The organism is Streptomyces sp. TN58 (genome assembly GCF_001941845.1).
GTDB lineage: Bacteria > Actinomycetota > Actinomycetes > Streptomycetales > Streptomycetaceae > Streptomyces.
Genome location: NZ_CP018870.1, coordinates 2,135,330 through 2,159,234, shown reverse-complemented (window position 1 = coordinate 2,159,234; position 23,905 = coordinate 2,135,330). Strand labels below are relative to the sequence as shown.

25 protein-coding genes are annotated in these 23,905 nt (G+C 73.6%); 12 read left to right on the top strand and 13 right to left on the bottom strand.

What is annotated here, in order from left to right:
• Positions 1–9: 9 nt before the first annotated feature.
• The 3 genes from BSL84_RS09815 to BSL84_RS09805 form a co-directional block, all read right to left on the bottom strand.
• The gene (locus BSL84_RS09815; RefSeq protein WP_030026094.1) at positions 10–1,065 is read right to left on the bottom strand and encodes a PDR/VanB family oxidoreductase; all 1,056 of its coding nucleotides are present in this window, start codon (positions 1,063–1,065) and stop codon (positions 10–12) included.
• Positions 1,062–1,958, bottom strand: a complete 897-nt coding sequence (locus BSL84_RS09810; RefSeq protein ID WP_045322277.1) for a metal-dependent hydrolase — start codon at positions 1,956–1,958, stop codon at positions 1,062–1,064. Before BSL84_RS09810 ends, BSL84_RS09815 begins: the two co-directional genes overlap by 4 nt.
• A gap of 104 nt (positions 1,959–2,062) precedes the next feature.
• Complete coding sequence (locus tag BSL84_RS09805) at positions 2,063–3,466, bottom strand: hypothetical protein (RefSeq protein WP_079273156.1); 1,404 nt, start codon at positions 3,464–3,466, stop codon at positions 2,063–2,065.
• Between the two features lie 455 nt (positions 3,467–3,921).
• Here BSL84_RS09805 and BSL84_RS09800 point away from each other — a divergent pair, with 455 nt between their 5' ends.
• The 5 genes from BSL84_RS09800 (at position 3,922) to BSL84_RS09780 (ending at position 7,786) form a co-directional block, all read left to right on the top strand.
• The gene (locus BSL84_RS09800) at positions 3,922–4,221 is read left to right on the top strand and encodes a hypothetical protein (protein ID WP_234308427.1); all 300 of its coding nucleotides are present in this window, start codon (positions 3,922–3,924) and stop codon (positions 4,219–4,221) included.
• 92 nt (positions 4,222–4,313) lie between these two features.
• Positions 4,314–4,847, top strand: coding sequence for a septum formation family protein (locus BSL84_RS09795; RefSeq protein ID WP_075970174.1), 534 nt, complete (start codon positions 4,314–4,316; stop codon positions 4,845–4,847).
• On the top strand, positions 4,844–5,860 hold the full coding sequence (locus BSL84_RS09790) for an ABC transporter ATP-binding protein (protein ID WP_075970173.1): 1,017 nt from the start codon (positions 4,844–4,846) through the stop codon (positions 5,858–5,860). Before BSL84_RS09795 ends, BSL84_RS09790 begins: the two co-directional genes overlap by 4 nt.
• A complete protein-coding gene (locus BSL84_RS09785) occupies positions 5,850–6,794 on the top strand; it encodes a hypothetical protein (protein WP_075972032.1) in 945 nt (314 codons plus the stop codon). Before BSL84_RS09790 ends, BSL84_RS09785 begins: the two co-directional genes overlap by 11 nt.
• Complete coding sequence (locus tag BSL84_RS09780; RefSeq protein WP_052680568.1) at positions 6,794–7,786, top strand: hypothetical protein; 993 nt, start codon at positions 6,794–6,796, stop codon at positions 7,784–7,786. Before BSL84_RS09785 ends, BSL84_RS09780 begins: the two co-directional genes overlap by 1 nt.
• 57 nt (positions 7,787–7,843) lie before the next feature.
• Here the strand turns inward: BSL84_RS09780 and BSL84_RS09775 are convergent, their stop codons facing one another.
• Genes BSL84_RS09775 through BSL84_RS09765 form a run of 3 tightly spaced genes read right to left on the bottom strand, consistent with a single transcriptional unit; the run spans position 7,844 to position 11,282 of the window.
• The gene (locus BSL84_RS09775) at positions 7,844–9,784 is read right to left on the bottom strand and encodes a hypothetical protein (RefSeq protein WP_107484764.1); all 1,941 of its coding nucleotides are present in this window, start codon (positions 9,782–9,784) and stop codon (positions 7,844–7,846) included.
• Between the two features lie 57 nt (positions 9,785–9,841).
• Positions 9,842–10,639, bottom strand: coding sequence for a tyrosine-protein phosphatase (locus BSL84_RS09770; RefSeq protein WP_030032651.1), 798 nt, complete (start codon positions 10,637–10,639; stop codon positions 9,842–9,844).
• A 55-nt stretch (positions 10,640–10,694) separates the two neighbouring features.
• A complete protein-coding gene (locus BSL84_RS09765) occupies positions 10,695–11,282 on the bottom strand; it encodes a rhomboid-like protein (RefSeq protein WP_234308428.1) in 588 nt (195 codons plus the stop codon).
• A 63-nt stretch (positions 11,283–11,345) separates the two neighbouring features.
• Here BSL84_RS09765 and BSL84_RS09760 point away from each other — a divergent pair, with 63 nt between their 5' ends.
• Positions 11,346–12,059, top strand: a complete 714-nt coding sequence (locus BSL84_RS09760; RefSeq protein WP_045322281.1) for a hypothetical protein — start codon at positions 11,346–11,348, stop codon at positions 12,057–12,059.
• Between the two features lie 86 nt (positions 12,060–12,145).
• Positions 12,146–13,594, top strand: coding sequence for a PepSY-associated TM helix domain-containing protein (locus BSL84_RS09755; protein WP_075970171.1), 1,449 nt, complete (start codon positions 12,146–12,148; stop codon positions 13,592–13,594).
• Positions 13,595–13,661: 67 nt separating this feature from the next.
• Here the strand turns inward: BSL84_RS09755 and BSL84_RS09750 are convergent, their stop codons facing one another.
• From BSL84_RS09750 to glnII, 3 genes are all read right to left on the bottom strand, one after another.
• A complete protein-coding gene (locus BSL84_RS09750) occupies positions 13,662–14,276 on the bottom strand; it encodes a winged helix-turn-helix domain-containing protein (protein ID WP_075970170.1) in 615 nt (204 codons plus the stop codon).
• Positions 14,277–14,616: 340 nt separating this feature from the next.
• Positions 14,617–15,537 (bottom strand): DUF6891 domain-containing protein, encoded by a 921-nt coding sequence (locus BSL84_RS09745; protein WP_075970169.1) that lies wholly within the window; start codon positions 15,535–15,537, stop codon positions 14,617–14,619.
• Between the two features lie 86 nt (positions 15,538–15,623).
• Positions 15,624–16,643, bottom strand: coding sequence for a glutamine synthetase (glnII, locus tag BSL84_RS09740; protein WP_030030019.1), 1,020 nt, complete (start codon positions 16,641–16,643; stop codon positions 15,624–15,626).
• A 213-nt stretch (positions 16,644–16,856) separates the two neighbouring features.
• Between glnII and BSL84_RS09735 the strand changes: the two genes are divergently transcribed.
• Positions 16,857–17,786: a Gfo/Idh/MocA family protein gene (locus tag BSL84_RS09735; protein ID WP_045322285.1), complete on the top strand. Its 930-nt coding sequence runs from the start codon at positions 16,857–16,859 to the stop codon at positions 17,784–17,786.
• A gap of 10 nt (positions 17,787–17,796) precedes the next feature.
• Here BSL84_RS09735 and BSL84_RS09730 read toward each other — a convergent pair whose 3' ends face one another.
• Together BSL84_RS09730 and BSL84_RS09725 are read right to left on the bottom strand one after the other, a co-directional pair.
• Positions 17,797–18,330: a hypothetical protein gene (locus tag BSL84_RS09730; protein WP_234363433.1), complete on the bottom strand. Its 534-nt coding sequence runs from the start codon at positions 18,328–18,330 to the stop codon at positions 17,797–17,799.
• A 119-nt stretch (positions 18,331–18,449) separates the two neighbouring features.
• Complete coding sequence (locus BSL84_RS09725) at positions 18,450–18,929, bottom strand: MarR family winged helix-turn-helix transcriptional regulator (RefSeq protein WP_234363432.1); 480 nt, start codon at positions 18,927–18,929, stop codon at positions 18,450–18,452.
• Positions 18,930–18,991: 62 nt separating this feature from the next.
• On the opposite strand from BSL84_RS09725, the gene BSL84_RS09720 reads away from it, so the two are divergent.
• A complete protein-coding gene (locus BSL84_RS09720) occupies positions 18,992–19,891 on the top strand; it encodes an alpha/beta fold hydrolase (protein ID WP_107484760.1) in 900 nt (299 codons plus the stop codon).
• A gap of 50 nt (positions 19,892–19,941) precedes the next feature.
• Positions 19,942–20,772 carry a class I SAM-dependent methyltransferase gene (locus BSL84_RS09715; protein WP_079273155.1) on the top strand — a complete coding sequence of 277 codons (831 nt, stop codon included), beginning with the start codon at positions 19,942–19,944 and terminating at the stop codon, positions 20,770–20,772.
• A 26-nt stretch (positions 20,773–20,798) separates the two neighbouring features.
• On the opposite strand, the gene BSL84_RS09710 is transcribed toward BSL84_RS09715, so the two are convergent.
• Entirely contained in the window at positions 20,799–21,170 is a 372-nt protein-coding gene (locus tag BSL84_RS09710) for an ArsC/Spx/MgsR family protein (RefSeq protein WP_030032820.1), read from the bottom strand.
• Between the two features lie 106 nt (positions 21,171–21,276).
• Here BSL84_RS09710 and BSL84_RS09705 point away from each other — a divergent pair, with 106 nt between their 5' ends.
• Positions 21,277–21,528 carry a hypothetical protein gene (locus BSL84_RS09705; protein WP_030032818.1) on the top strand — a complete coding sequence of 84 codons (252 nt, stop codon included), beginning with the start codon at positions 21,277–21,279 and terminating at the stop codon, positions 21,526–21,528.
• A 118-nt stretch (positions 21,529–21,646) separates the two neighbouring features.
• Here the strand turns inward: BSL84_RS09705 and BSL84_RS09700 are convergent, their stop codons facing one another.
• The gene (locus BSL84_RS09700) at positions 21,647–22,729 is read right to left on the bottom strand and encodes a PP2C family protein-serine/threonine phosphatase (RefSeq protein ID WP_234363430.1); all 1,083 of its coding nucleotides are present in this window, start codon (positions 22,727–22,729) and stop codon (positions 21,647–21,649) included.
• Positions 22,730–22,908: 179 nt separating this feature from the next.
• Between BSL84_RS09700 and BSL84_RS09695 the strand changes: the two genes are divergently transcribed.
• Positions 22,909–23,580: a VIT1/CCC1 transporter family protein gene (locus BSL84_RS09695; protein WP_045322294.1), complete on the top strand. Its 672-nt coding sequence runs from the start codon at positions 22,909–22,911 to the stop codon at positions 23,578–23,580.
• Positions 23,581–23,905 lie beyond the last annotated feature (325 nt).

The window sequence follows — 23,905 nt, the reverse complement described above, 5'->3', positions numbered from 1 at the left end:
GGGGAGCGTTCACAGGTCCAGGGCGAGGCGGTCCCCCTTGGCGCGCGAGACGCACAGCAGCATCGAATCCGCCCGCTCCGGGTCGGTGAGCAGGTCGTCGCGGTGGTCCACCTCGCCCGCGAGGACCCGGTGTTGGCAGGTCCCGCAGAAGCCCTGCCCGCACGAGTACGGGGTGCCCGGCAGCTCCCTGCGCACCGCGGCGAGCGTGCTCTCCCCGGCGCCGACCTCCACGACCCGTCCCGAGCGGCGCAGTTCGACCGTGAAGGCCCGTGCCGGAGCGGGCGCGGCCGACGGCGCGAAGCGCTCCAGGTGCACGGCCGCCGGCTCCCGGGCGGCCTCGGTGACGGCCAGCATCATCGGTTCCGGCCCGCAGCAGTAGACCAGGGTGCCGGGCGCGGTCCGCGCGAGCGGGGCCAGGTCGGGCAGGCCCACCTCGTCCTCGGGCAGGACCGTGACCCGGTCGCCGTAGACGGCCAGGTCGTCGAGGAAGGGCATCGAGTCGAGGGAGCGGCCCCCGTACAGCAGGGTCCAGTCGGCGCCCGCCGCGGTGGCCGCGCGGAGCATCGGCAGGATCGGGGTGATCCCGATGCCGCCCGCGACGAACACGTACGACGGCGCCGGGAGCAGCTCGAAGCGGTTGCGCGGGGGCCGCACCTGCAGCTCCGCGCCCTCCACGAGCTGCGCATGGGCCTCGCGGGAGCCGCCGCGGCCGTCCTCGACCAGCCGGATCGCGATCCGGTAGCGGCCCGTGTCCGCCGGGTCGCCGCACAGGGAGTACTGGCGGACCAGTCCGGAGGGCAGGGTGACGTCCACGTGCGCGCCCGGCGTCCAGGCGGGCAGCTCGGGGGATTCCAGGGTCAGTTCCAGTACGTCCTGCGCCGGCTGGACACGGGAGACGATCAGCGCGCGCAGCGGACGGCGCGGGGAGTGGCCCGAGACCGGTACCTCCAGGGCCGGCAGCGGCCACAGCGGGGAGTTCCCGATGCGGCGGTTCAGGGCCCGCCGCGCCGCCCAGGCCGCACCGGCGACCGCTGTGGCCGTGGTGACCGCGAGGGCGCGCCTCATGCCCGCACCCCGCCGTTCGCGCCGGGGGAGGAGGCCAGATAGGCGACCGCCCGGGCCGTCGAGCCCTCCTGCGAGGGGTGGTACGCACGGGAGAGGTACTTCGGGACGGACTTCAGCATGGAGCCCGCGGACGGCAGCACCCCCTGCCGGCCGGCCCGGAGGAACTGCCCGAAGGAGGCCTTGCCGTCGACGAGGTGGGGGTCGTTCTCCATGAAGAAGCGGACCCCTCGCTGCCACAGGAAGACCAGGGCGGAGAAGGCCGTCGCCCAGGTCCGGGCCCGGCGGCGGTAGCCCCCGTCGAGGTGCATGAAGAGGTCGAAGGCCACCGAGCGGTGCTCGACCTCCTCGGCCCCGTGCCAGCGCAGCAGGTCCAGCATGACGGGGTCGGCGCCCCGCCGGTCGAGTTCGTCGGCGCCCAGCACCCAGTCGCCCAGGAACGCCGTGTAGTGCTCGATCGCCGCGATCATCGCGACCCGTTCCATCAGCCACCAGCGCCGGGCCCGGCCCGGCGGCAGGGTCCGGTCGCCGAGCAGCTTCTCGAACAGCCAGTCCACCTGGGCGGTGTAGGGGGTCGGGTCGAGCCCCAGCCGCTTCAGGTGCGGGAGGACGTCGTCGTGGGCGGCGGCGTGCATGGCCTCCTGGCCGATGAAGCCGACGACGTCCTCGCGCAGCCGCTCGTCCTCGATGTACGGGAGCGCCTGCTTGTAGACGTGCACGAACCACCGCTCGCCCGCGGGCAGCAGCAGGTGCAGCACGTTGATCATGTGCCCGGCGAAGGGCTCGCCGGGCAGCCAGTGCAGCGGGGTGTCCTCCCAGCCGAAGGACACGTTGCGGGGCCTGAGGTCCACGTGTTCGGACGCCACGGGGGCGGGCGCGAGCGGCGTATTAGACATGGCGTCAATGTACTGATGGGTACAGGGGGTGAGAAGACCCCCGGGCCCACTTCTCGCGCCCGCCGCGCCGTCCGGCGGCGTCCGGGCCTGTCCGGCAACGCGCCTTAGCGGCCGGTGCTGCCGCTCGCCAGCGCCCACTCGCGGTTCAGCGAGCCCAGCGGGATCTTGCGCTCGAAGGCGGGCGTACCGAACAGGGACAGCTGGAGCTGGAGCTGGCCGCTCAGGTCGAAGCCGCCGTACAGCGCCCAGGCGCCGCTGACGGAGGACTTGCCGTCGCTGGACGCGGTCGCCTTGACGTCGGCCTCGCCGCGCAGGTACGGGGCGAAGTCGCCGGTGACGCCGACGGTGCCGTAGAGGCCGACGGACGCCTCGGCGCCGAGCGCGCCCTTGACCTTGCCGGCGGCGGTGACGGTCGCCTGGATCGGCGTGCTCTTCACGTTCGAGGAGCTGACCGGGGTCCATCCCTTGCCGAAGGCGTAGCTGCCGCCGACCTTGAAGTCGCCCTTGACGTCCTGCTGGACGTCGAGGGTCACCTTGCCGTCGGCCTCCACCTGGATGTAGCAGGTCAGGCCGAGGTTGACGACGACCGGCACCGGGCCGACCTGGATGACCGGCGAGGTGTGCAGCTTGGCGAAGGGGATCCGCTTGGGCGCACCGGTGCTCGCGGCGGCGCGGCCCTGGAGCTTCCACTGCGAGGACCAGTCGCCGCTCATCCCGAGGAACGCGCCGCGCGGGCCGGAGCCGCCGCCCTGGGTGCCGTCGTAGGAGAACTCGACCTGCGGGGCGAGCTGGACGAAGCCGGAGACCGAGGCTCCGGCCGAGGCGGGGGCGTCGGGCGCGGTGTCGACGGAGGCGTTCACGTCGAGCCGCAGGTTGCCGAGCGGCAGCTTCCCGCCCTCGGGGCCGAACTTCAGGCCGTCGCCCTTGGCCCAGGAGAAGGTGACGCCCTTCATGAGGGGCTCGACGACGACCGCCGACGGGTCGACGGGCACCTTGCCGTCGGCCTTGTCGTCGTTGAGTACGGCCGCCAGCGTCGTGGACGCGGTCTTGACCTCGGTGCCGCGGTCGGTCTTGCCGACGACCTCGGTGACCTTGGCGAGCAGGCCGTTCGGGGCACCGGGCGCGGGGGCGCTGGCGATGACGTCGCCGGGCGCGACGGGCTTCTCGGCCTCGGGCGACGCGTCCTTCGAGGGTGCTTGGGAGGGCCCCTTCGGCGGGGCCTTGGCTATGACGGCCCGCCCGCTGGCCGCGTCGTACGAGGCGACCTTGAGCGTGGACTTCTCGGTCCGCCCCTTGGTCCCGCCGCGGGCGACGGCCGCGGGCGTGGCTTCGCCCTGGGGTGCGGCGGCCACGTCGAGCTGCTGCGACGTGCCGACGGCGGACGGGGTGAGGGGGGCGGGCGCGGCCGGGTCGGCGGCGCCGGTGTGGGATGTCGATGCGCAGCCGGTGGCGGTGAGCGCGAGGGCGGTCAGACCGGGGAGGAGGAGGCTGCGGGCAAGCGTGCGCACGTGGTGGACCTTCAAATGGGGCAGGGGTGTGGGGGATTACCGAGTGGTAACCGGAACCCGATCATGCCATGTGTGCGCAGTGACCGTCATGCCCCAATCCCGCCAACTCGCCAACGGGCAAAGACGGTTGAACTTTCGACGGCCTGCTGGCCGGTCCCCTCCGCGTCTTCTCGCCAACTTGGTCCGGGTCCTTAGCGGAATGTTTACTCGCTCTTTCAGCCTGTTTCACCGAGCGTGGTGACCGCCAGGTATGTGCGTGGGCGCTCCATCTGTACGGATGGGGGCGCTGTGACGCAGAGCGAGCGGGGGTGTCCCTGGTGGACGCCGCGCCGCCAAGGCTGCGTCATGACCGACTTCAGGACAGCCCCCTGAACATCGTTGACCTTCTGGAGTGCGGTCATGAAAGCTGATCAAGCAAATCGCCAACGCAACACGAATCGATGAGGGGGAAGATCGTGAAGAATGTGCGACGCATCGGTGCCATGGGGGCAGCCGCCGCGGTGCTGGGTGGGCTGGTGATGGTCGGCGGAGGTGCCACGGTGGCGCAGGCCGACACCCGCTGCGAGTGGGGCTCGGTCTACATCAATGGCAACCCGGGTGCAGAGGCCGGTAGTTGGGCCTCCGGTCACAGTCACCGCACTGGCAACCACTACGTCGGCGCCTACGCCAACGGCCTGGTGGACTGGTACGCCGACAACAACGGCGGCGATGATGGCGACACGGCAGACACGTACTACGGCACCCGCGCCTGCTGATTCAGATCGTTGACCGACCCGCTGTTCTCTGTGCAGAAGCAACAATCAGCGCAGGGGGCAGCGGGTTCCCGCACTACCGGAGGCGAGTAGGCATGCGTCGTTCCCCCACCCTCTTACTGGCGACGGCGGCCCTCGGCGTGCTGACGCTCACAGCCTGCGCCACGACCGGGGACAAGCCCGCCGGCTCGGCCCCGGCCGACGGACAGCCGTCCGGCCCGCGGCCGGCGGACCCCTTCAAGGACCTGCCGCAGGGCACGCCCGTCGCCTTCAAGGACCTCAAGGCCGGCATGTGCTCCAACCACCGGGGAGACGTCCAGTCCGACCAGACCGTCGGCACCGTCGACTGCGGCACCCCCCACTTCTTCGAAGTGGTCTCCCAGGTGACGCTGCCGGACGGCGATGCCGCGGAGTTCCCCGGAGACCGGGGGGTCATGGACCGGATGCGTACCGCCTGCGAGCCGCAACTGGCGCCGCTGATCGGATCCCAGCGGGGCGCACTCATCAGCCTCTACCTGGCCCCCATGAACAAGAAGTCCTGGGACGCGGGCAACCGGCTCGGGCACTGTGGCATCGCCTACGCCGCACCCAGGACGGGCAGCCTCGCCGAAGCCGGCGGCCGGCCGTGAGTACGACCGCGACCGGTGACGGGGGAGACGCACCGGAGGTCCTGGTCCGCTTCGACCAGCTCTTCAAGTCGTTCCGGACCTCGCGTGGGCGGCGCCAGACCGCGCTCGACGGGTTCTCCATGTCCATCCCGAAGGGCGCCGTCGTCGGGCTGCTGGGCCCCAACGGATCCGGTAAGACCACGGCACTCAAAGCGCTCCTGGGCCTCGTCCGCCCCGACCGGGGAACGATCACCGCGTTCGGCCGGCCGTTGCCTGCCGAACAGCGTTTCGTCGCGCGCCGGATGGGAGCGCTCATCGAAGGGCCCGCCTTCACTGCCTCGCTCACCGGCGAACACAACCTGCGCCTGCTCGCCGAACTGCACGGCGCAGGCCGCGACGAGGTCGCGGACGTGCTCGACCTCGTCGGCCTGGACGGTGCCGCCCGGCGCTCGTACTCCGGATACTCCCTCGGCATGAAGCAGCGGCTCGGGGTCGCCGCCGCGCTCATCTCCCAGCCGGAACTCCTGGTCCTGGACGAACCGATGAACGGCCTCGACCCGGAGGCCGTCCGGCACATGCGCGAACTGCTGAAGCGGCTCAGGGACGAGCGGGGCATGACCGTCGTCGTCTCCTCGCACATCCTGGCCGAGGTGGAACTCGTCAGCGACTGGGTCACGATCGTCCGGAACGGCCGGGTCATCTGCGACGCGAGCGTTCCGGACCTGCTCGCCCGGGGCACCTCGCGTCTGGTCGTACGCGTCCACGACGCCGGGACGGCCCGGTCCGTCCTGGCGGAGCACGGGTACAAGGCCGTCACCGCCGCCGGTACCACCGGCGTCGAACTCCAGGTCGAGCCGCTTGCCGGCAGTCCGACGCCCTCCGACGGCTCGGACGTACTCCGGCTGCTCACCGACTGCGCCGTCTACCCGCACGAGCTGATCGTGGAGTCGGCGTCCCTGGAGGACATCTACGTCGCCGCCGTCCGCGCGGCGGATGCCGCCCCGGCCGGCCGGGAGACGCGGCATGGCCACTGACGGCAAGCCCCTGCCCTGGCGCCGGCTGGCCCGGGCCGAACTGATGCGGCTGAGGGCGCCGCGCGCCATGCGGTACGCGGGGATCGCCCTGCCCCTGGCCGTCGTCGCGTTCGGGCTGTCCAAGCTTCTGCTCCACGACCGCGACACCGCGGCGGCCTGGCGCACGGCAGAAGAGCGGTACGCCGGTTTCCTCGCCGACGCCCAGGTCCACGGCCTGCCCGTCGGGTCCGGCCTCAGCGCGAGGAACTACTTCCGGGACCCGCGCTACCTCATGGACACCCTCTCCTTCGGTGACCTGCGCACCGTCGTCACCGCCCTGGCCGCCGCCGCCGTCGTCTTCGGGATGGTCGCCGGAGGCGCCGACTGGTCCTCACGCGTCATGCTCACCCTGGCAGCGGCCGAACCGGGCCGATTCCGGCTCTTCGCCACCCGGGCCCTGCTCGTCACCCTCCTGTCGATGGCCGTCACAGCGGCCACCGGGCTGCTCCTCGCGCCCCTGCTCATGCTCGCGGCGCTCACCCGGGGCAGCACCGCCGGCCTCGACGGCGTCTACTGGGCGGCCCTGGCAAGCCAGTACGCGCGGGGCGTGCTCCTCGTGGGGCTGCTCTGCCTGCTCGGCTACGGCCTGGCCATGCTGACCCGCAATGCGTCCGCAGCGCTCGCCATCGGGTTCCTCTACCTCGCCGCCGCGGACCGGATCTTCGCCGACCGCGGGCCACGGGGTGCCGAGTACGCCATGGACGGACTGGTCTTCGCCGTGCTCAACGAGAAGCCCGTGATTCCCATGGCCGAGTCCGACTGCATCGCCGGACCGGCCTGCGAGGCGGTCCACGTCGACCTCACCGCCGCGGACGGGTTCCTGGGCGTACTGCTCTATCTCGTACCGGTGCTGCTGGCGGCCTTGTGGCGCTTCACCCGAACGGACATCACCTGATGACGACGGAAGCCCTACCCCCGTACGGCGCCCACACCGCCGAGCCGCACGCGGACCGCACGCGGCCCAGGCCCCTGCACCGACTCGCCCGCTCGGAGCTGCGCCGGATCCTCAGCCCCAAGCCGGTGCGCTGGGCCCTGTACGCGCTGCCGCTGCTCGTCGGCGCGTTCGCTCTGACCACGTACCTCGGCCACGACACCGACATGGCCACCGCGTGGCGCGAGGCGGAGGTGGCATACCGGCAGTACCTCGCGGAGGCCGCCCGACGACCGGGCACCGGTGGACCGCCTCTGTCGGCGCAGTACTTCTTCGACGATCCGCGCTACCAGCTGACCAAGGCATCGTTCGTGGACCTGCGGACCGTGTTGTCCGGTGTCGCGGTGGCCGCCCTCGCCTTCGGCCTCGTGAGCGGAGGCACGGACTGGTCCTCCCGCGTCATCCTCAACCTGGTGGCCGCCGAGCCCCGCCGCACCCGGCTGTTCGTCACGCGTGGTGTTCTCGTCGCCGCCGTTGCCGCGGTGACCGCCCTGGCCGTCTCGGTCGTCCTCGTGCCCCTGCTGTGGGTGACGGCCCACCTGAGGGGCACCACAGCCGACGCCGACGCACACTTCTGGACCGTGCTGGCCGTCATCGTGCTGAGAGGCGCGGCCTTCGTCGCGATGGTGGCCCTGCTGGGCTACTGCCTGGCCATGCTGACCCGGAGCCTGACCGTGGCGTTCGGGATCACGCTGGCCTATCTCGTGCTGGCAGAACGGCTCGTACGGGACTACGTGCCGTCCCTCACGGAGTACCACTTCTCCGGCATCGCGTTCGCCGTGCTCAACGAGCGGCTCCTGATGCTGAGCGACAGGACCGAGTGCGTCGGTGAGATCGCCTGCGCCGCCATGCGGGAGGGGACTCCGGCGACCCAGGCCTTCCTCGCGCTGGGCTGCCACCTTCTGCCCGTGGCCGCCACCGCCCTGTGGAGGTTCACCCGCAGGGACATCGGCTGAGCCGGCCCGGGCCCGGGGTCCGACACCGCGCCGCACCCCGTTGTCGCGGTCCCGCCGTCAGCGCAGTACGCCTGCCTTCGTGCCGTCCGTGAGCTTTCCGGACAGGTCGACCTGGGCGCCGGCCGGGGCCTTGACCGCCAGGCGGTTGCCGTTCGCAGAGCCGTTCACCCCGCCGCCCGACACCGACAGGGAGGCGAACTGCGCGCTGCCCGCCGCCAGGACGTACCACTGGCCCGCCCGTGACTTCCACAGCACGCCCGCCAGCACCCGCGGCTCCCGGGGCCCGCACGACGCGGACCCTTCCGCGGCCGCCGCCTGCGCCGCCGCGGCCGAGCCCGGCGCCAGGAACTGGGCCTGCACGCGGTCCGCCGCGCCCTGCCAGGTCTCGGCCCGCGTGCACAGCCAGGTCGCCGTCCCGTCGCCCTCCGGCAGCGGCTGCTTCGCGTACGTCCAGGCGTTGACCGTACGGACCCCGTGCGAGCGGACCGACGGCAGCAGGCAGGCGATCCTCGACCAGTCCGCGAACTCCGCGGCCTCCGTCACGTTCCGCTCGGCCCCCGGCGCCCCCGAGGTGAGGCGGGCCGGGGTCAGCTCGCCCAGGTCGGTGATCAGCCGCGTGGCCCCGTCCCCGGTCAGGGACAGGGCGTTCCAGCTCGTACAGTCGCCCGTCGGCGCCGGACCCGACACCGGGGGAGTCACGCCGTCCTGGTTCGGCTTCAGCGGTGTCGCGGGGACGCCGGGCTTGAGCAGGTCCCGCAGGGCCGCCCCCGTCACCCAAGGCGCGGTCAGATAGCGGACGTTGCCGTCGACCCGGCTCACGACCAGCGCGGTCGCGGTGTCCGCCGAGGCGCCGTCGGTCCGGGCGAAGTCCAGAGCCGCGCCCGCGGACCCGGAGCGCGGTTCGGCGTAGCGGACCACGCGCAGGCCGTCGTACAGCAGGACCACCACGGCCTGGTCGACGGCGCCCGCGAACAGCAGCTGCGCCGGCCCCATCGGCGGCCCCGACGGGGTCCCAGGGGTGGCCGAGACGACCACGGACGAGCCGGGCCGCGCCCACACGGCCAGCGCCCGGCGCAGCAGCGCCGTGTCGTCAGCGCGGTCCCCGCGGGCCGGCCAGGTCGAGAAGTCCGTACGGGAGGACGTGTGCCAGAGCGCGGGCGCTGCCCGTACCAGCTTCGCCGGATCCAGGGCCAGTTCGGCCGCGGCGTTGCGAGCGTACGGCGGGGCGGCGGCCCCGTCGGCGCCCCAGCCCCCGCCGGGCAGTGCGAGGAGCGCCCCGCACACGGCGAGGGCGGCCGCGGCGGCCAGCGCGGCCCGGGTCAGGCGGCGGCGCCGCAGCAGGTCGGTGGGCCGGGCCTGCAGTACGCACGGGTCGAACTCGGGGGAGGCGAACAGCCCGTCGTTCGAAGGATCCCCCGACTCCCGTACCGCGGCGGCCGGGTCCGGGACGCCGGCCTCGTCCAGGACCCGCAGCACCTCCGGCTCCGACAGCCGCTCCAGCGCCCGCAGCACACAGGCGGCCCGCCCGGGACCGTCCAGGGTGGCCAGCCACTGGTCGAGGGCCAGCTCCTCGGCCCCGCCCGAGCGGGGGAACAGCCGAAGCCCCCACACCTGGGGAAGTGCAGGCGGGAGCTGCGCACGCCGGGGCAGCGCCCGGAACGTCAGCGGGAGCCCCGCCTCCAGTGCCGCGCGGAGCACCCGCAGCCGGACGTAGGCGTAGCCGGAGTCCTCCGGGCCGCCCCGCTGCCCCGGCACCCCGCCCTGCACGGCCGCGGCGCCGGCCGCCGCGTCCCGCCGCCCGCGCGGCAGCGCCCGCTGGACCAGCGAGTGCGCGGTGAGCACCCGGCGGTTGCGGCCGAGGGCGGGGGGCAGCACCAGATAGGCGAGCCGCACCAGCCGCGGGTAGTGCTCGACGATGGCGGCCTCGGCCTGCTCGACGTCCGGCGGCACGGGGCCCACGGGGGGCAGGGAGCGGGTGGCGGTGTCCGGCGCAGTCACGTTCAGCAGAACGAGCGAATCGTCGGATGGTCACCCCCTGCCCGACTCCGGTCGGGCTCAGCCCACCAGGCGGGACCGGAGCGCCTCGACCGTCCCGTCCGGGACGCCGAGCCCCTCGCGCACGTACTTCTCCATGGAGCCGTAGCGCGTCTCGACCTCGTCGAGGGCGGCCTCCAGATAGGACGGGAAGACCCCGATCAGCGCGAGCGCGATGTCCGGGTTGCCGCCGGCCGCCGTGAAGCCCTCGATCATCGGGGCGAAGGCCTGCTTGACCGCCGGGTTCACGGACAGGTATTCGGCCATCAGGGTGTCCTCGTCCGCACCGAGCAGCGACAGGATGACGGTCGCGCCCCACCCGGTGCGGTCCTTGCCGGCCGTGCAGTGGAACAGCAGCGGGCCCGCCTCCGGGTCGGCGGCCTCCGTCAGCAGCATGCGGTAGGCGGCCTGCGCGGAGCCGGAGCGCACGAAGGACCGGTAGGTGTCGGTGAAGAGGGCCTGCGCCCGGCCGCCGCCCAGGTGCTCCTCCGCCACGACCGGGTCGGCGAGCAGGTCCTTGAGCTGCGCGGCGGCGGGCTTCCTGCCCGCCTCCCGCAGCTTGTCCGCGAGGACGTCGCCGATCAGGAGCCGCGCGCCGGCCGGTATGCGGTCGGGGTGGTCGGCGCGCTCCGCGTCGGTGCGGAAGTCGATGACGGTACGCACACCCAAGGCCGCCACCACCGGGTCGGCGTCGAGATCGAGCCGGTCCAGCTGTCCGGAGCGCAGGACCAGGCCGCTGCGGACCGTGCGGGCGCCGGAGAGCGGGGTGCCGCCGAGGTCGCGCAGGTTGGCGACGGTGGTGGACGGGGTGGCGGTCATCGTGGCGGCTCCAGCGGTGTGCGAGTTGCTCGCGTGGTCGGTTCGAGTGCGAGGTTCAGGCTATTTTCTGATGTTTCGCGCCGGTGAGGCAATCGAGGGCCACCGAGACCCCTATCCCGATCCCGAGCGCCGCGAGGTGCCCCGCGTCGGTGAAGTTCCGGCCCCGCCTGAGGACCGGGGCCGCCGCGACCGCCAGCAGACCGGCCCGGACGGCCGTGCGGACGGCCCCGCGGGGCAGGGCCGAGGTCAGCGCACCGAGTACGGCGTTGAACCCGTAGCTCGTCCCCACGTCCAGGGCGCGCCGGGTCGCGCAGTCCGCGGTCCCGCGCAGCGCCCCGTACACGAGGAGGGTCGCCGAGGCGTGCCCGAAGAGGAACACCGCGGCGGTCCACCACGCCCCGTACGCGTACTCCGCGTAGCCCAGCACCGCGACCAGCAGCAGCGCGTACGGCAGGGGCATCGGCTCCTCCACGACGAGAGCGCTGCTCAGCAGCGTCTCCCAGCGCCCAGCGGCGAGATTGTCGACGTTCGTCGAGCAGTCCCGGAGCAGCCGCTCCCGCTCGGCCGGCCCGGAGCGCTCCAGGGCGTACGCCCCGAGCTGGACCCCGCCGGCGTACACCGCACCCCATGGAATCGGATTCACATGCTCATGATCGGATAAGCCTCTGGCGGAAGCCAAGGGGCGTCGTGCGAACATGACCCGGCCATGTTCGAATCCTCCGCGCCGCTGCGCGCCACCCGAGCCGCGATGTTCGCGGCGGTGTGCTCGGCCCTGGGCGCGGTGGGGCATGCGTACATGTCCGGCGCGGACATCCCCGCCTCCGGACTCATGGGCGCATTCGCGGTGACCTTCGGCCTCGCCTGGCTCGCCGCCGGCCGGCGGCGGGGACCCGTGGGGATCGCCGTGGCCGTACTCGCCGTACAAGGCGTGCTGCACCTCGTCTTCTCCGGCAGCCAGGCGGCGGAGAGCGCCGCCGGGCCCGCCGCGACGCACCACCACCACCTGTCCGCGGCCGACGCGGGCATGGCGGACGCGGTGGCGGACGCGGTGGCGGGGGGCGCGGCCGGTACGGCCGGCATGGCCGGCCACGGCGGCGCCGGGATGATCGCCGCGCACGTGCTGGCCGGGCTGTTCTGCGCCGCCTGGCTCGCCCGGGGCGAAACCGCCGTCTTCCGGCTGGCCCGCGTCCTTGGCGCCGCAGCCCTGCACGCCGCCCGGCCGCTCTCCCGCGCGCTCGACCTGGTGCGGGCCCGGGTGGCGGCAGCCGATGCACCGCCCGCCTTCCACACCCCGTCCCCGGACCGCAGGCCGCGCCGGCGGCGCGGCGCCGTCCACGCCCACGCCGTGGTGCGGCGCGGGCCGCCCGGGGGCGGCAGCGCACACCGTTTCACGGCCCCCGGCCGTCCTGCCCGCGCCTGATCAGGCGCACCCCACGGCGCAGCCGTGCGAGGGAGGCGAGGTCCGGGGCCGCAGTCCCCATGCCTTCGCCAACCCCTAGGACTGCCATGTCACTTGACGAGATGCAGGACGTCCGCACCCCGGACTCCGACCCGCCCGACACCGCCGCGAGGCGCGGCAACTGGGCGGCCGTACGCCCGCTGCTCCTGCGCATGCACTTCTACGCGGGCCTGCTCATCGCCCCGCTGCTGTTCCTCGCCGCCGCCACCGGGCTGCTGTACGCCGCCTCATGGCAGGCCGAGAAGATCGTCTACGCCGACGAGCTGACCGTCGCCCGTGTCGGCGAGGGTGCCCTGCCGCTCAGCGCCCAGGTCGAAGCGGCCAGGTTCGCCGCACCCCAGGGCCAGGTCGTGTCCGTGTGGCCCGGCCCCGACGCCGAGGCCACCACCCGCGTGATCATGGAGAGTTCAGGCCTCGCGGAGGGCGAGACCCTCACCCTGTTCGTCGACCCGTACACCGCCGAGGTGCGCGGGCAGCTCACCACCGTCGGCGACGCACTGCCGCTGCGGGCGTGGCTCAGCACCTTCCACTCCAACCTCCAGCTCGGCGAGTTCGGCCGCAACTACAGCGAGATGGCCGCCAGCTGGATGTGGGTCGTCGCGCTCGGCGGCCTCGCCCTGTGGATCGGCCGCCGCCGCAGGCGCAGGGCGCAGCTCGTCCTGCCGGACCGCAAGGCCACCGGGCGGCGCCGGACCCTGTCCTGGCACGGGGCCGTCGGCCTCTGGTCCGCCGCCGGACTCGTCGTGCTCTCGGCCACCGGCCTGACCTGGTCGAAGTACGCCGGTGAGAACATCGGGCAGCTCCAGGACAGCCTCGGCGGGGCCACTCCCGCCGTCTCCGCCAAGCTGAACCCGGGTGCGGAGCCCGGCGGGGCCGACGAGCACGCGGGCCACCACATGCCCGAGGGCACGCCGACGCCCCCGCCCGCACCCACCGCAGACGTCGGCATCGACCGGGCCGTGGCCGCCGCACGCGACGCCGGCGTCACCGAGGCGATCCGCGTGACCCTGCCCGCCCAGGGCAAGGGGTACGTCATCAAGGAGAACGACAAGCAGGTGCCGGTGCACCTCGACACCGTCTCCGTCGACCCCGCAGGCGCCCGGATCATGGACGAACTGCGCTTCGCCGACTACCCCTTGCTCGCGAAGATGACCCGTTTCGGCATCGACCTGCACATGGGCCAGACCTTCGGCCTCGCCAACCAGATCGTGCTCGCCGCGCTCGCCGTCGCCCTGATGCTGCTCGTCTTCTGGGGCTACCGCATGTGGTGGCTGCGCCGGCCGACGAAGGACCGCGCGCTGTCGGCGGGCCGCGCGCAGCCGCGCGGCGCCTGGCGGAAGCTGCCCGTGACCGTGGTGCTGCCGCTGGCCGCGGTGACGGCGCTGGTGGGCTGGTTCGTGCCGCTGCTCGGGATCAGCCTGGCCGCCTTCCTGGCGGTTGACCTGCTGCTCGGCCTCGTGGCACGCCGCCGGGCGGCGGCGGCCTCCGCCGCGTAGCGCGGGACCGGTGCACGAGGTGGGCCGTACTCCCCCGGGTACGGCCCACCGTCGTTCACGGCACCGGTCAGGGGGCGTACTTGTAGCCCACCCGGCGGACCGTCTGGATCACATCGCGGTGGGTCCCGCCCAGCTTGCGCCGCAGCCGGGCGATGTGGACGTCCACGGTCCGGCCGTCGCCGACGTGGCCGTAGCCCCAGACCGTGGTGACCAGCTGGTCCCGGCTGTGTACCCGGTGCGGGTGCTGCACGAGGTGCGCCAGCAGCTCGAACTCCAGGTACGTCAGGTCCAGTACGCGCCCGTCGACCTCGGCCGTGCGCTGCGCCGCGTCGATCCGGATCAGGGCGTCGTCGTCCTGGTCCTGGCCCTGGCTCCCGGCCGGGCCGGGAGCGGGCTGCACCGGGGCGGCCACGGCCTGCGGCGTGAAGGCGAGCGGAGGCTGCCGGTCCGCCGGGACGAGAACCAGGTAGCCGATCATCGGCGGTTGGCCCGGCAGTGCGGGCAGGGTGTGCGGGGGCGCCGGCAGCCAGGTGGCGCCGGGCGGGAGGAAGTCCGCGACCCGGGCCACCTCGTCCCGGTCCACGGCGCGCAGCCGGTGGCGGGGACCGGGCGGATGGGCCGGGGAGGCGGCGGTTGCGGCGGAGGCAGTCGCGGCGGAGGTCAGGGAGCGGGTGTTCGCCATGAGTGGTCAGCTCTTTCACGCGGAGTGGCCGGCAGGATGCGTGCGTGCGTCATCGATGTCGTACCGCGCAGACCGAAGGCCTCGGGATGTCCGGAGGGCGGGTCCCGGAGGCTTTAGAGGGCCGGCGCGTTCTTCGCGCGGCGACACTCACGATCGAAGTCGTGGTCCTGACGGGACGGCCAGAACGGCTCCAGGTCGCTGCGACCTGACGAGGTGTGCGAAGGGCTGGCCATGGCCCCATTCAAGCAGAAGGGCCGTTCCCGGGGCAGGTCGCGTCTTGCATCCCGGATCACCGTCTCACCATCCGATCGCACCATCCGGCAAACCGGGACACAATCCGTCAACCGGTCAGTCGCTTGCGCCAGTCCAGTCCCGTCACGCGTATCGCATCGTGGGCGGCCCCGCCCCATGTCCAGCCCAGGCCTTCGGCGTCGAGCGCCGCGACGACCTCCCGGCCGACCGAGACCGTGAGGGATTCGCCGGGCTCGAACCCGCCGTACATCAGGAACAGGTCGTGGCCGGCGGCCGCACCCTCGGCGGCCTGCCGGTGGAAGAACACGAACCCGCGCGCGTCCTGCGCGCCGTCCCCCCGGATCTCGCCCAGACCGCAGTTGCGGCAGCACGTGAAGTCCTCCCGCGCCGTGATGCCCGACGCCTCCAGCGCGGCGAAGGCACGGGTGATGCGCTCGGGATCCGTCGTGCCCGTCCAGTCGGCCTGTTCGGCCAGCCGCTCCCGCCACAGCCGGTCCACGAGCCGCGCGGCCTGCTCGCGCGAGACCGGCCGGACGTCGCCCCGGACGAGGTACTCCTCGGCGGACTCGGTCAGCGCGTCCCGCCCGTCATAGCCGCACCGGAGCCATCCGCGGACCGCCTCCGCCAACTCCCGCTCCACCTCCGGGTCGAGTGCCGGTGTGTCGTCGGGGGCCGGGTCCGAGGGGAAGTCGAGGCGTTCCCACGCCGGCCCGGCGTCCCAGCCCTTCTCCTGACGGGCCCACCGCTCCATGACGGCCACCACCTCGGCCGCCGTGGGCAGGAACGCCTGGAAGTGCCGCTCGGCGGACCCGTCCCGGTACTCCAACTGGTAGTCGTCGCCCGCGTCGTGCCAGACCTGAATGTAGTAGGCGTCCGGATCCGTGAGCCGTTCGGCGATGACGAAGTGGTCCCCGTCCGCGCCGATGCGCCCCACGAGTTCGGACAGCGTGCCGAGTGCGGGCCGGTCGTGGGACTCGCCGCGCTCCGTGTGGATCCTGATCTCCGACATGGGGACAGCGTGCCACCCCGCACCGACAACGCCCGCCGGGCCTGGGGAGGCGCGGCGGGCGTCGGGGTCCGGGGGAGGCGGGGCCGTCAGGCCAGGCCGTCCTTCTCCAGGCCGGTGCAGCAGGTGTCCGTGATCAGGCGGGTCACCACGTACGGGTCCACGTTGGCGTTCGGGCGGCGGTCCTCGATGTAGCCCTTGCCGTCCTTCTCCACCTGCCACGGGATGCGCACCGAGGCGCCGCGGTCCGAGACGCCGTAGCTGAACTCGTTCCAGGGGGCGGTCTCGTGCAGACCCGTCAGGCGCTCGTCGATGCCGGCGCCGTAGTTCTTCACGTGGTCGAGCGGCTTGCTGCCCTCGCCCAGTGCCTCGCACGCCGAGATGATCGCGCGGTAGTCCTCGCGCATCGCCTTCGTGGAGAAGTTGGTGTGCGCTCCCGCGCCGTTCCAGTCGCCCTTGACCGGTTTCGGGTTCAGCGTCGCGGAGACGTTGAAGTCCTCGGCGGTGCGGTAGAGCAGCCAGCGCGCGATCCACAGCTGGTCGGAGACCTCCAGCGGGCCCACCGGGCCGACCTGGAACTCCCACTGGCCGGGCATGACCTCGGCGTTGATGCCGGAGATGCTCAGACCCGCGGCGAGGCAGTGGTCGAGGTGCTTCTCGACGATCTCGCGGCCGAAGATCTCGTCCGAGCCGACACCGCAGTAGTAGCCGCCCTGCGCGGCCGGGAAGCCGCCCACCGGGAAGCCCAGCGGACGGGCGCCGTCGAAGAAGGTGTACTCCTGCTCGATGCCGAAGATCGGCTCCTGGCCGGCGAACTTCTCGGCGACCGGGCGCAGCAGCGCGCGGGCGTTCGACTCGTGCGGGGTCATGTCGATGTTCAGGACCTCGCACAGGACCAGCACGTTGTCCCCGCCGCGGATGGGGTCCGGGCAGGAGAACACCGGCTGCAGGACCCGGTCGGACGCGTGGCCCTCGGCCTGGTTGGTGCTCGATCCGTCGAAGCCCCAGATCGGCAGCTCGGCGCCGTCGGCCAGGATCTTCGTCTTGGAGCGAAGCTTCGCCGTCGGCTCGGTGCCGTCGATCCAGATGTATTCAGCCTTGTAGCTCACGGGCCCCATCCTCAGACTCTGCGGGTGCTGCTGGACGCTGCTTCATCGCTGCGGTGTTGACCGCAGCGTGCCCGCCCGCGATTTCTCTTCCGTTGCCCGTGTGTGAACCCCGTGTTACCGAGGTTTACGCCGCTGGTGGGGCGGCATGTGCGGGTTGGCGGTCGAGCACCCGTCCGGGTGGGGCACACTTGCCGCGTGAGCATTTCGTCTGATTTGAGCCCCGCCGGAGACCCCGCCGAGCCGGCCGCCGCCGCCCCCCGCCCCCGCGTCGGCCTGCTGGGCACCGGCCCCTGGGCGCACCGCACCCACGCCCCCGCCCTCGCCGCGCACACGGGCTCCGACTTCGCCGGCGTATGGGGACGCCGGCCGGAAGCCGCCGCGGAGCTGGCGGACGCGTACGGCGTGAAGGTGTACGAGGACCCCGACGCGCTGTTCGCCGACTGCGACGTCGCCGCCTTCGCCCTGCCGCCCGACGTCCAGGCCCCGCTCGCCCTGCGCGCGGCCGCCGCCGGATGCCACCTGCTGCTCGACAAGCCCGTCGCCACCACGTCCGAGGACGCCCGGGCCGTCGCCGACGCGGTCGCCCGCCACGGGGTCGCCTCCGTCGTCTTCCTCACCCTGCGCTTCGCCGAGCCCACCGCGGGCTGGGTCGCCGAGCAGGCTGCCCGCGCCGGCTGGTTCACCGCGGCCGCGCACTGGCTCGGCGCCGTCTTCCCGCCCGACGGCTCACCCAGCGCCTACGCCGACTCGCCCTGGCGCAAGGACAAGGGCGGACTGTGGGACGTCGGGCCGCACGCCCTGTCCGTCCTGATCCCGATCCTCGGCGACGTCACCGAGGTCAGCGCCACCCGCGGCCCGTCCGACGTCGTCCAGCTGGCGCTGCGGCACGCGTCCGGCGCGGCCAGCACCGCCGTGCTCAGCCTGGGCGCCCCGCAGGCGGCCGCCGGGGTCGGGCTGGAACTGCGCGGAACCGAGGGCGTGCACGAACTGCCCGGCTGGAGCGACGTACCTGGCGCCTACGGGCGTGCCCTCGACGCGCTGCTGACCGCCGCCCGGACCGGCGTACCGGATCCGCGCGGAGCGGAGTTCGGGGCCCGGCTGACGGAGATCCTCGCGCAGGCCGAGGCGCAGCTCCCCGTGTGAGGCGCGGCCCCTACTTGATGAGGGCGTTGGCGACGATGATGGCGAGGCCGATGGTGGCGTCGGCCAAGCCGATCAGCAGGGCCGAACCGAACCGGTAGCCCACGCGCAGCGCCACCACCGATCCCCAGGCGAACAGCAGGGCGGTGTTCAGGCCGAGCCCGACGGCCGTGACCCCGTACGAGTCCCAGTCGAAGATCCCGGAGACGACCAGCAGGAGGACGGTGGGCAGGGCGGCCACGATCAGCGGCCACTCGTTCCACAGCGCCACGACCAGGAGCCGCCACCGGTGCCCGGCGGAACCCTGGTCGTGGGACGCCATGTGGTGGGCGTAGCCGTGGGCGAGCCCGGCCGTGGCCGCCGTCACGATCACCCAGCTGGCGTCGTAGTACGGGGTGAAGTCGTCGCCCTTCTGATCGAGAGCGGCCAGCAGCCCGCTGGCCAGGATCGTCCCGTACACCCCGCCGAACATCCAGTCGGCCCGCCGCCGGGACGGGGGGAACCGGTGTGCGTCGGCGGTGGCTTCCTGCGGCTGCTGCTCGGTCACGGCGAGTCCTTTGGTGCGGTACGTCCTACTTTGGTGCTCCGGTCACCCTACGAGGTGCGAGGTGGGGACGAGATGAAGAGAGCGGGCCGGACCGCCCACGAGGCCGGGGCCGGAGGGGGTCACCGGTGCGGCTCCGACGCGAAGGCGGCGTGGGTGGCCGTCAGGAAACGACGGACGGTGTCGCGTTCGGCGGGGTCGAAGGAGTCCAGCACCCTCAGCACCCCGTCGATCAGCGGTCCGAAGAACTCCCGGCCCAGGCGGATCGCCGCCGGCTCCACCCGCAGCAGGATCCGGCGCCGGTCCTGCTCGTCGCGGATCCGGGCGACGTGGCCGAGCCGCTCCAGTCGGTCGATCACGGCGGTGGTGCCCGCGGAGTTGAGCCCGAGCCGGGCGCCGAGCAGGCCCGCCGTGGCGGGTTCGGCCGCACGGTCCGCGTCCAGCAGGCAGATCAGGGCCCGGACGTCGGTGGGGTGCATGCCGTTGCGGGTGGCGAACTCCGCCTGGCGCAGGCCGAAGTCGACGCTCACCGCCCGCAGCAGGTGCACCAGTTGCAGGTTGTCCGGCTCGCGCGGCTGATCCGGGCCGTGGTTGTCGTGCACATCGCCTCCTGGCTAATATCTCGCTCAGCGAGATTATCGCCTGGCGAGACATTGGAGCAGCCGTGTCCTCCCCCTCTCCCTCCTCCTCTTCCTTCCGGTCCACCCGCCACTGCGCCACCGCCTCCTTCCGTGCCGCCTACGACCAGGTGCTCGGCGGATGGCCCGGACCGGTCGAGGCCGTCGACCTGCCGACCCCCTGCGGCGTCACCCGCGTCAACAGCTGCGGCCCGGTCGACGCCCCGCCGCTGGTCCTGCTGCCGGGCGGCGGGGCCACCTCCGCCGTGTGGGGTGCCTGCGCCGCCGCCGGGGCGGCCCGCACCCACCGCGTGCACGCCGTGGACCTGCCGGGCGAACCGGGGCTCAGTGCCCCGGACCCCGAGCGGCCCCCGCGGACCGCCGACGACCTGACCGGCTGGCTCGACGCGGTACTCGAAGGGATCGACCCGCGCGGAGCGGTGACCCTGTGCGGGCACTCGTACGGGGCCTGGATCGCCGCCCACCACGCCGTCCGGGGCGCCGCCGGGCTCGGCCGCCTCGTCCTGCTCGACCCGACCCAGGTCTTCGCGGGGCTGCGGCCCGGCTACGTCCTGCGCGCCCTGCCCATGCTGCTGCGGCCCAGCCCGCGCCGCATCCGCTCCTTCCTCGCCTGGGAGACCGGCGGGGCGGCCCTCGATCCGGCCTGGCTCCGGCTCCAGGACGAGACCGCCCGCTTCCCGGCCGCCCGGCCCGTCACCGGCCCGCGCCCGGACCTCGGGCGGCTCGCGCAGCCGCCGACCGGGCGGGCGGGGGTCCGGGTGGACGTCCTCTTCGCCGGCCGGGCCCGCTGCCACGACCCCCACCGGGCCGCCCGCGCCGCACGCGAGGCACTGCCGGACGCGCGCGTCGACGTACTGCCCGGGGTCTCGCACCACTCCCTGCCCCTGGCGGCCGCCCCCGAGATCGCCCGTCTGCTCGCGGGCTGAGACCAGCGCGCCCACACCGAAACAGCCGAAAAGACCGCTATTTTCCTGAGATGTCCGCCGGTCCGGCCTTCGCGGCCCCCTCCGCCACCGTCCCGCTCGCGTCCCCCCAGCCGCGCCTGCTGTACGACGCCTGCCCGCTCTGCTCCGACGGCGACATCTCCGTCCTGAGGACGGGGGACTGCTCACGGCACCCGCTCTACAAGCCCGTCGTCGCACCGGTCATGACCTGGATGCGCTGCGCCGCCTGCGGCCACGTCTTCACCGACGGCTACTTCTCGGACGAGGTCTCGGCCGAGATCTTCTCCGCGACCAACCCCAACCAGCAGCCCGGCGCCGGCTTCGAGCAGAACCGCTACACCTCGGCGCGCATCGTCGAACGCGTCGCACGCCACGTCCCGGACGGCCGCTGGCTCGACGTCGGCTTCGGCAACGGTTCGCTGCTGTTCACCGCCGAGGAGTGGGGCTTCGAGCCGCAGGGCCTGGATCTGCGGCCCTCCACTGCCGAGGGGCTGCGCCGACTCGGCATCGAGGCGCACTGCGCCGACCTCACGGCGCTCGACGCGCCCGGCCGCTACAGCGTGATCAGCCTGGCCGACGTACTGGAGCACATGCCGTACCCCGGCCAGGGGCTGGCCGCCGCGCACCGCCTGCTGCGCGACGGCGGCGTGGTCTTCGCGTCGATGCCCAACTACGACTGCTCCGTGTGGCGCCTGCTCGACGCCGGCGAGGCCAACCCCTACTGGGGGGAGCTGGAGCACTTCCACAACTTCAGCCGCCGGCGCCTCTACCAGCTGATGGAGGAGCACGGTTTCGAGCCCCTGCACTACGCGGTCAGCGAGCGCTACCGCGCCTGCATGGAGGTCATCGCCCGCCGCGCCTGAGTCCCGCCGCCCTCTGAACCCGGCCTTCAGGCGTTGCGGGAGAGGGCGTCGCGGACGGCCTCCTCGGAGCGGGCGACCACGGCCGTGCCGTCCTCGGCGGTGATGATCGGGCGCTGGATGAGCTTCGGGTGCGCGGCCAGGTGGGAGATCCACAGGGCGCGCGCCGCGTCCGTCTCCTCGCGCGGCAGGTCCCGGACGCCGGTCTCCTTCGCCAGCGGGTCCGACGTGCGGGTGATGTCCCACGGCTCCAGCCCGAGACGGCCCAGCACCTCGCGGATCTCGTCCTCGGACGGGACGTCCTCCAGGTAGCGGCGCACGGTGTACTCGGCACCCTCCGCGTCCAGAAGCGTGAGCGCGCTGCGGCACTTGGAACAGGCGGGATTGATCCAGATCTCCATTCCCCCCACCCTACCCAGGGCCGTCTGGCCAGGGGCTTCTGTCAGTGGCCCCCGGTAAAATCGAGGGAGAACGACAGGAAGCCAACTACCGTTTGGGAGGCTGTAGATGGCCACTGCCAGCACCGTCCGGCCCGTCCAGAAGAAGCCGCTGCCGGCGGGCCTGCCCCGCGAGTGGTACGAGAGCCACAACCGCCGTCTGAAGGCGATGCGGCTGGCCATATCCCTGCTCGACTCGGGGACGTATGACGCGAAGCGCGCCACCAACCGGAAGATCCGGACGATGGCCGTCCGGACGGGGATCCACCGGCCGTCCAACGTCACCTGCAAGATGGTGCGCGCCTTCATCAAGGAGTCGTGACGGCTCGTCACCGCCTGCCCGGCCCCGGCCGGTGCCCCGCCGCCCCCCGCCCCCGTACCTGACCACGGGCGGGGGGCCGGCGGGCGGGCGCCGGGGGCGAGGCCGGGGCCCGCGCGCGTCACTGGCGGCCGTCCGGGGAGAGCAGCAGCAGAGCCACGTCGTCACCCGGCCCGCCCTTGGTGAAAGCCGACAGGTCCCGCCACACCGCCCCGACCAAGCCCGCCGGGTCCCGGGCCAGGACGGGCACCCGGGTCGCCAGGGGATAGAAGTGCCCCGCCGTGTCCCGGGCCTCCGTCGCACCGTCGGTGTGCAGCAGGAACCGGTCCCCGGGCAGCACCGGCAGCTCCACCACCTTCGGCGGGTCCGGTCCCGCCAGCCCCAGGCCCAGCGGAGGGCCCGGCTCCACCGACACCTCCTCCACCGCCGCCCCGCGCAGCCTCAGCGCCGGCGGATGCCCGCACGACACGAACCGCACGACGTCCAGCCCCGGCGGGAACTCCACCAGCACCGCCGTCGCGAACAGCTCCGGATGGTCCGCATGGGCGTCCGCCGTGTCCGCCAGCAGCCGCCGGTCCAGCCGTGCCACGACCGCCGCCAGCTCCGTGTCGTCGAGCACGGCCTCGCGGAAGGCCCCGAGCAGCCCCGCCACCGTGGCCACCGCCGCCAGGCCGTGCCCCTGCACGTCCGCGACCAGCGCCCGTACCCCGAACGGCCCGACCCGTACGTCGTAGAGGTCGCCGCCCACCAGCGTGCCGCGCTGCGCCGCCCGGTAGAGGCCCGAGCAGCGCACCGCACCCACCCGGTCCGGCACCGGGGGCAGCACCGCCAGCTGGGCGGCCTCCGCGACGGTCCGTACGCTGACCAGCTGTTCGTCCCGACGCTGACGGACCCAGGCGATGACCACGCTCAGCAGCCCGACGACCGCGACCGTCGCCAGGTCCGTGCCCCGGGCCTGGGCGACGCCGATGTCGTGCACCCCCAGCAGCAGCAGGACGATGGCCGCGAAGGCCGCGGTCCCGGCCGCCCCGTACGCGAAGGCCGCCACCGGCGGCAGACCCGCCAGGAAGAACCCCAGCTCCACGTCGGAGGTGAGCGCCTGCGCCAGGACGAGCGCCAGCAGGGCCGCAGCGGGCGCGATCCGGGCCCAGCGCGGCGGTGGCTCGGTGCGCAGCCCGCCCGGCGCATCGCGTACGCGTCTCACCCCTCCACCCTGGTACGGGGGCCCGGCCCGCGCACCCCGGACCGGTCCGCCGGGTGGCTCCGTACGCCCCTGGCCGCGACAGTGGTGGCGTGACGGGAAACGATGGCCCGGGACGGGTGCCGGGCCGCGCCCACGTCGAGGCGCACGGCGGCGGTGACGGCGCGGTGGGCGGTGCGGGCATGAGCACCCGGCTCAACTGGCTGCGCGCGGGGGTGCTCGGCGCCAACGACGGGATCATCTCCACCGCGGGTCTGGTGGTCGGTGTGGCCGGGTCCACCACCTCGCGCGCGACGATCCTGGCGGCGGGTGTCGCCGGGCTGCTGGCGGGCTCCTTGTCCATGGCGGCGGGGGAGTACGTCTCGGTCAGCTCCCAGCGGGACTCCGAACGGGCCGCCCTCGACATGGAACGCCGTGAGCTGGCCGAGGAGCCGGAGGCGGAGCTCGACGAGCTCACCGACCTGCTGGCGCAGCGGGGCCTGAGCCGGGACGTCGCCCGGGAGGCCGCAGAGCAGCTCACGGAACGCGACGCGCTGCGGGCCCACGCCAGGGTGGAGCTGGGCATCAACCCGGACGAGCTGGCCAACCCGTGGCACGCGGCCTTCGCCAGCCTCGTCGCCTTCACGGTGGGGGCGCTGCTGCCGCTGCTGGCGATCGTCCTGCCGGGGCCGTCGGCGCGGGTGCCGGTGACGGTGGTGGCGGTGCTGGGGGCGCTCACGCTGTGCGGGGTGCTCAGTGCGCGGCTGGGTGGGGCGCCGGTGGCGCGTGCGGTGGCTCGCAACGTGGCCGGTGGTGCGCTGGCCATGGCCGTCACCTATGCGGTGGGCACCTGGCTCGGCGCAGCCACGGCCTGACCGGGGCTCCGCCCCGCCCCCCCGGGGCTCCGGCCCGGGCCCCGCGCTTCAAGCGCCGGCGGGGCTGAAAGAGCGGGGCTCCGCCCCGGGCCCCGCGCCTCAAGCGTCGGCGGGGCTGGCGGGGCTGGAGGGGCGCAAGCGGCGGCGGGGGTGGAGGGTCTCAAGTGGCGGCGGGGGTGGGTGTGGCCGCCGGGTGCGTTTCGTGGGTGGGCCGGCTGTAGCAGCCTCGCCGGCGATCGAGGCGCGGGCGCGGAGCGCCGTGCCGTGACGTGCGCCGGCGCGCGGCGCTCCGCCGAAGGGCAGCGACGCACCCCTGAATCCGCCG

What these genes read in the sequence shown, in the direction of transcription:
- BSL84_RS09815 (WP_030026094.1), bottom strand. Translation starts at nt 1,065, where the DNA reads ATGAGGCGCGCCCTCGCGGTCACCACGGCCACAGCGGTCGCCGGTGCG.
- BSL84_RS09695 (WP_045322294.1), top strand. Translation starts at nt 22,909, where the DNA reads ATGAGCACCCGGCTCAACTGGCTGCGCGCGGGGGTGCTCGGCGCCAAC.
- BSL84_RS09795 (WP_075970174.1), top strand. Translation starts at nt 4,314, where the DNA reads ATGCGTCGTTCCCCCACCCTCTTACTGGCGACGGCGGCCCTCGGCGTG.
- BSL84_RS09760 (WP_045322281.1), top strand. Translation starts at nt 11,346, where the DNA reads ATGTTCGAATCCTCCGCGCCGCTGCGCGCCACCCGAGCCGCGATGTTC.
- BSL84_RS09705 (WP_030032818.1), top strand. Translation starts at nt 21,277, where the DNA reads ATGGCCACTGCCAGCACCGTCCGGCCCGTCCAGAAGAAGCCGCTGCCG.
- BSL84_RS09710 (WP_030032820.1), bottom strand. Translation starts at nt 21,170, where the DNA reads ATGGAGATCTGGATCAATCCCGCCTGTTCCAAGTGCCGCAGCGCGCTC.
- BSL84_RS09755 (WP_075970171.1), top strand. Translation starts at nt 12,146, where the DNA reads ATGTCACTTGACGAGATGCAGGACGTCCGCACCCCGGACTCCGACCCG.
- BSL84_RS09750 (WP_075970170.1), bottom strand. Translation starts at nt 14,276, where the DNA reads ATGGCGAACACCCGCTCCCTGACCTCCGCCGCGACTGCCTCCGCCGCA.
- BSL84_RS09715 (WP_079273155.1), top strand. Translation starts at nt 19,942, where the DNA reads ATGTCCGCCGGTCCGGCCTTCGCGGCCCCCTCCGCCACCGTCCCGCTC.
- BSL84_RS09770 (WP_030032651.1), bottom strand. Translation starts at nt 10,639, where the DNA reads ATGACCGCCACCCCGTCCACCACCGTCGCCAACCTGCGCGACCTCGGC.
- BSL84_RS09785 (WP_075972032.1), top strand. Translation starts at nt 5,850, where the DNA reads ATGGCCACTGACGGCAAGCCCCTGCCCTGGCGCCGGCTGGCCCGGGCC.
- BSL84_RS09780 (WP_052680568.1), top strand. Translation starts at nt 6,794, where the DNA reads ATGACGACGGAAGCCCTACCCCCGTACGGCGCCCACACCGCCGAGCCG.
- BSL84_RS09810 (WP_045322277.1), bottom strand. Translation starts at nt 1,958, where the DNA reads ATGTCTAATACGCCGCTCGCGCCCGCCCCCGTGGCGTCCGAACACGTG.
- BSL84_RS09745 (WP_075970169.1), bottom strand. Translation starts at nt 15,537, where the DNA reads ATGTCGGAGATCAGGATCCACACGGAGCGCGGCGAGTCCCACGACCGG.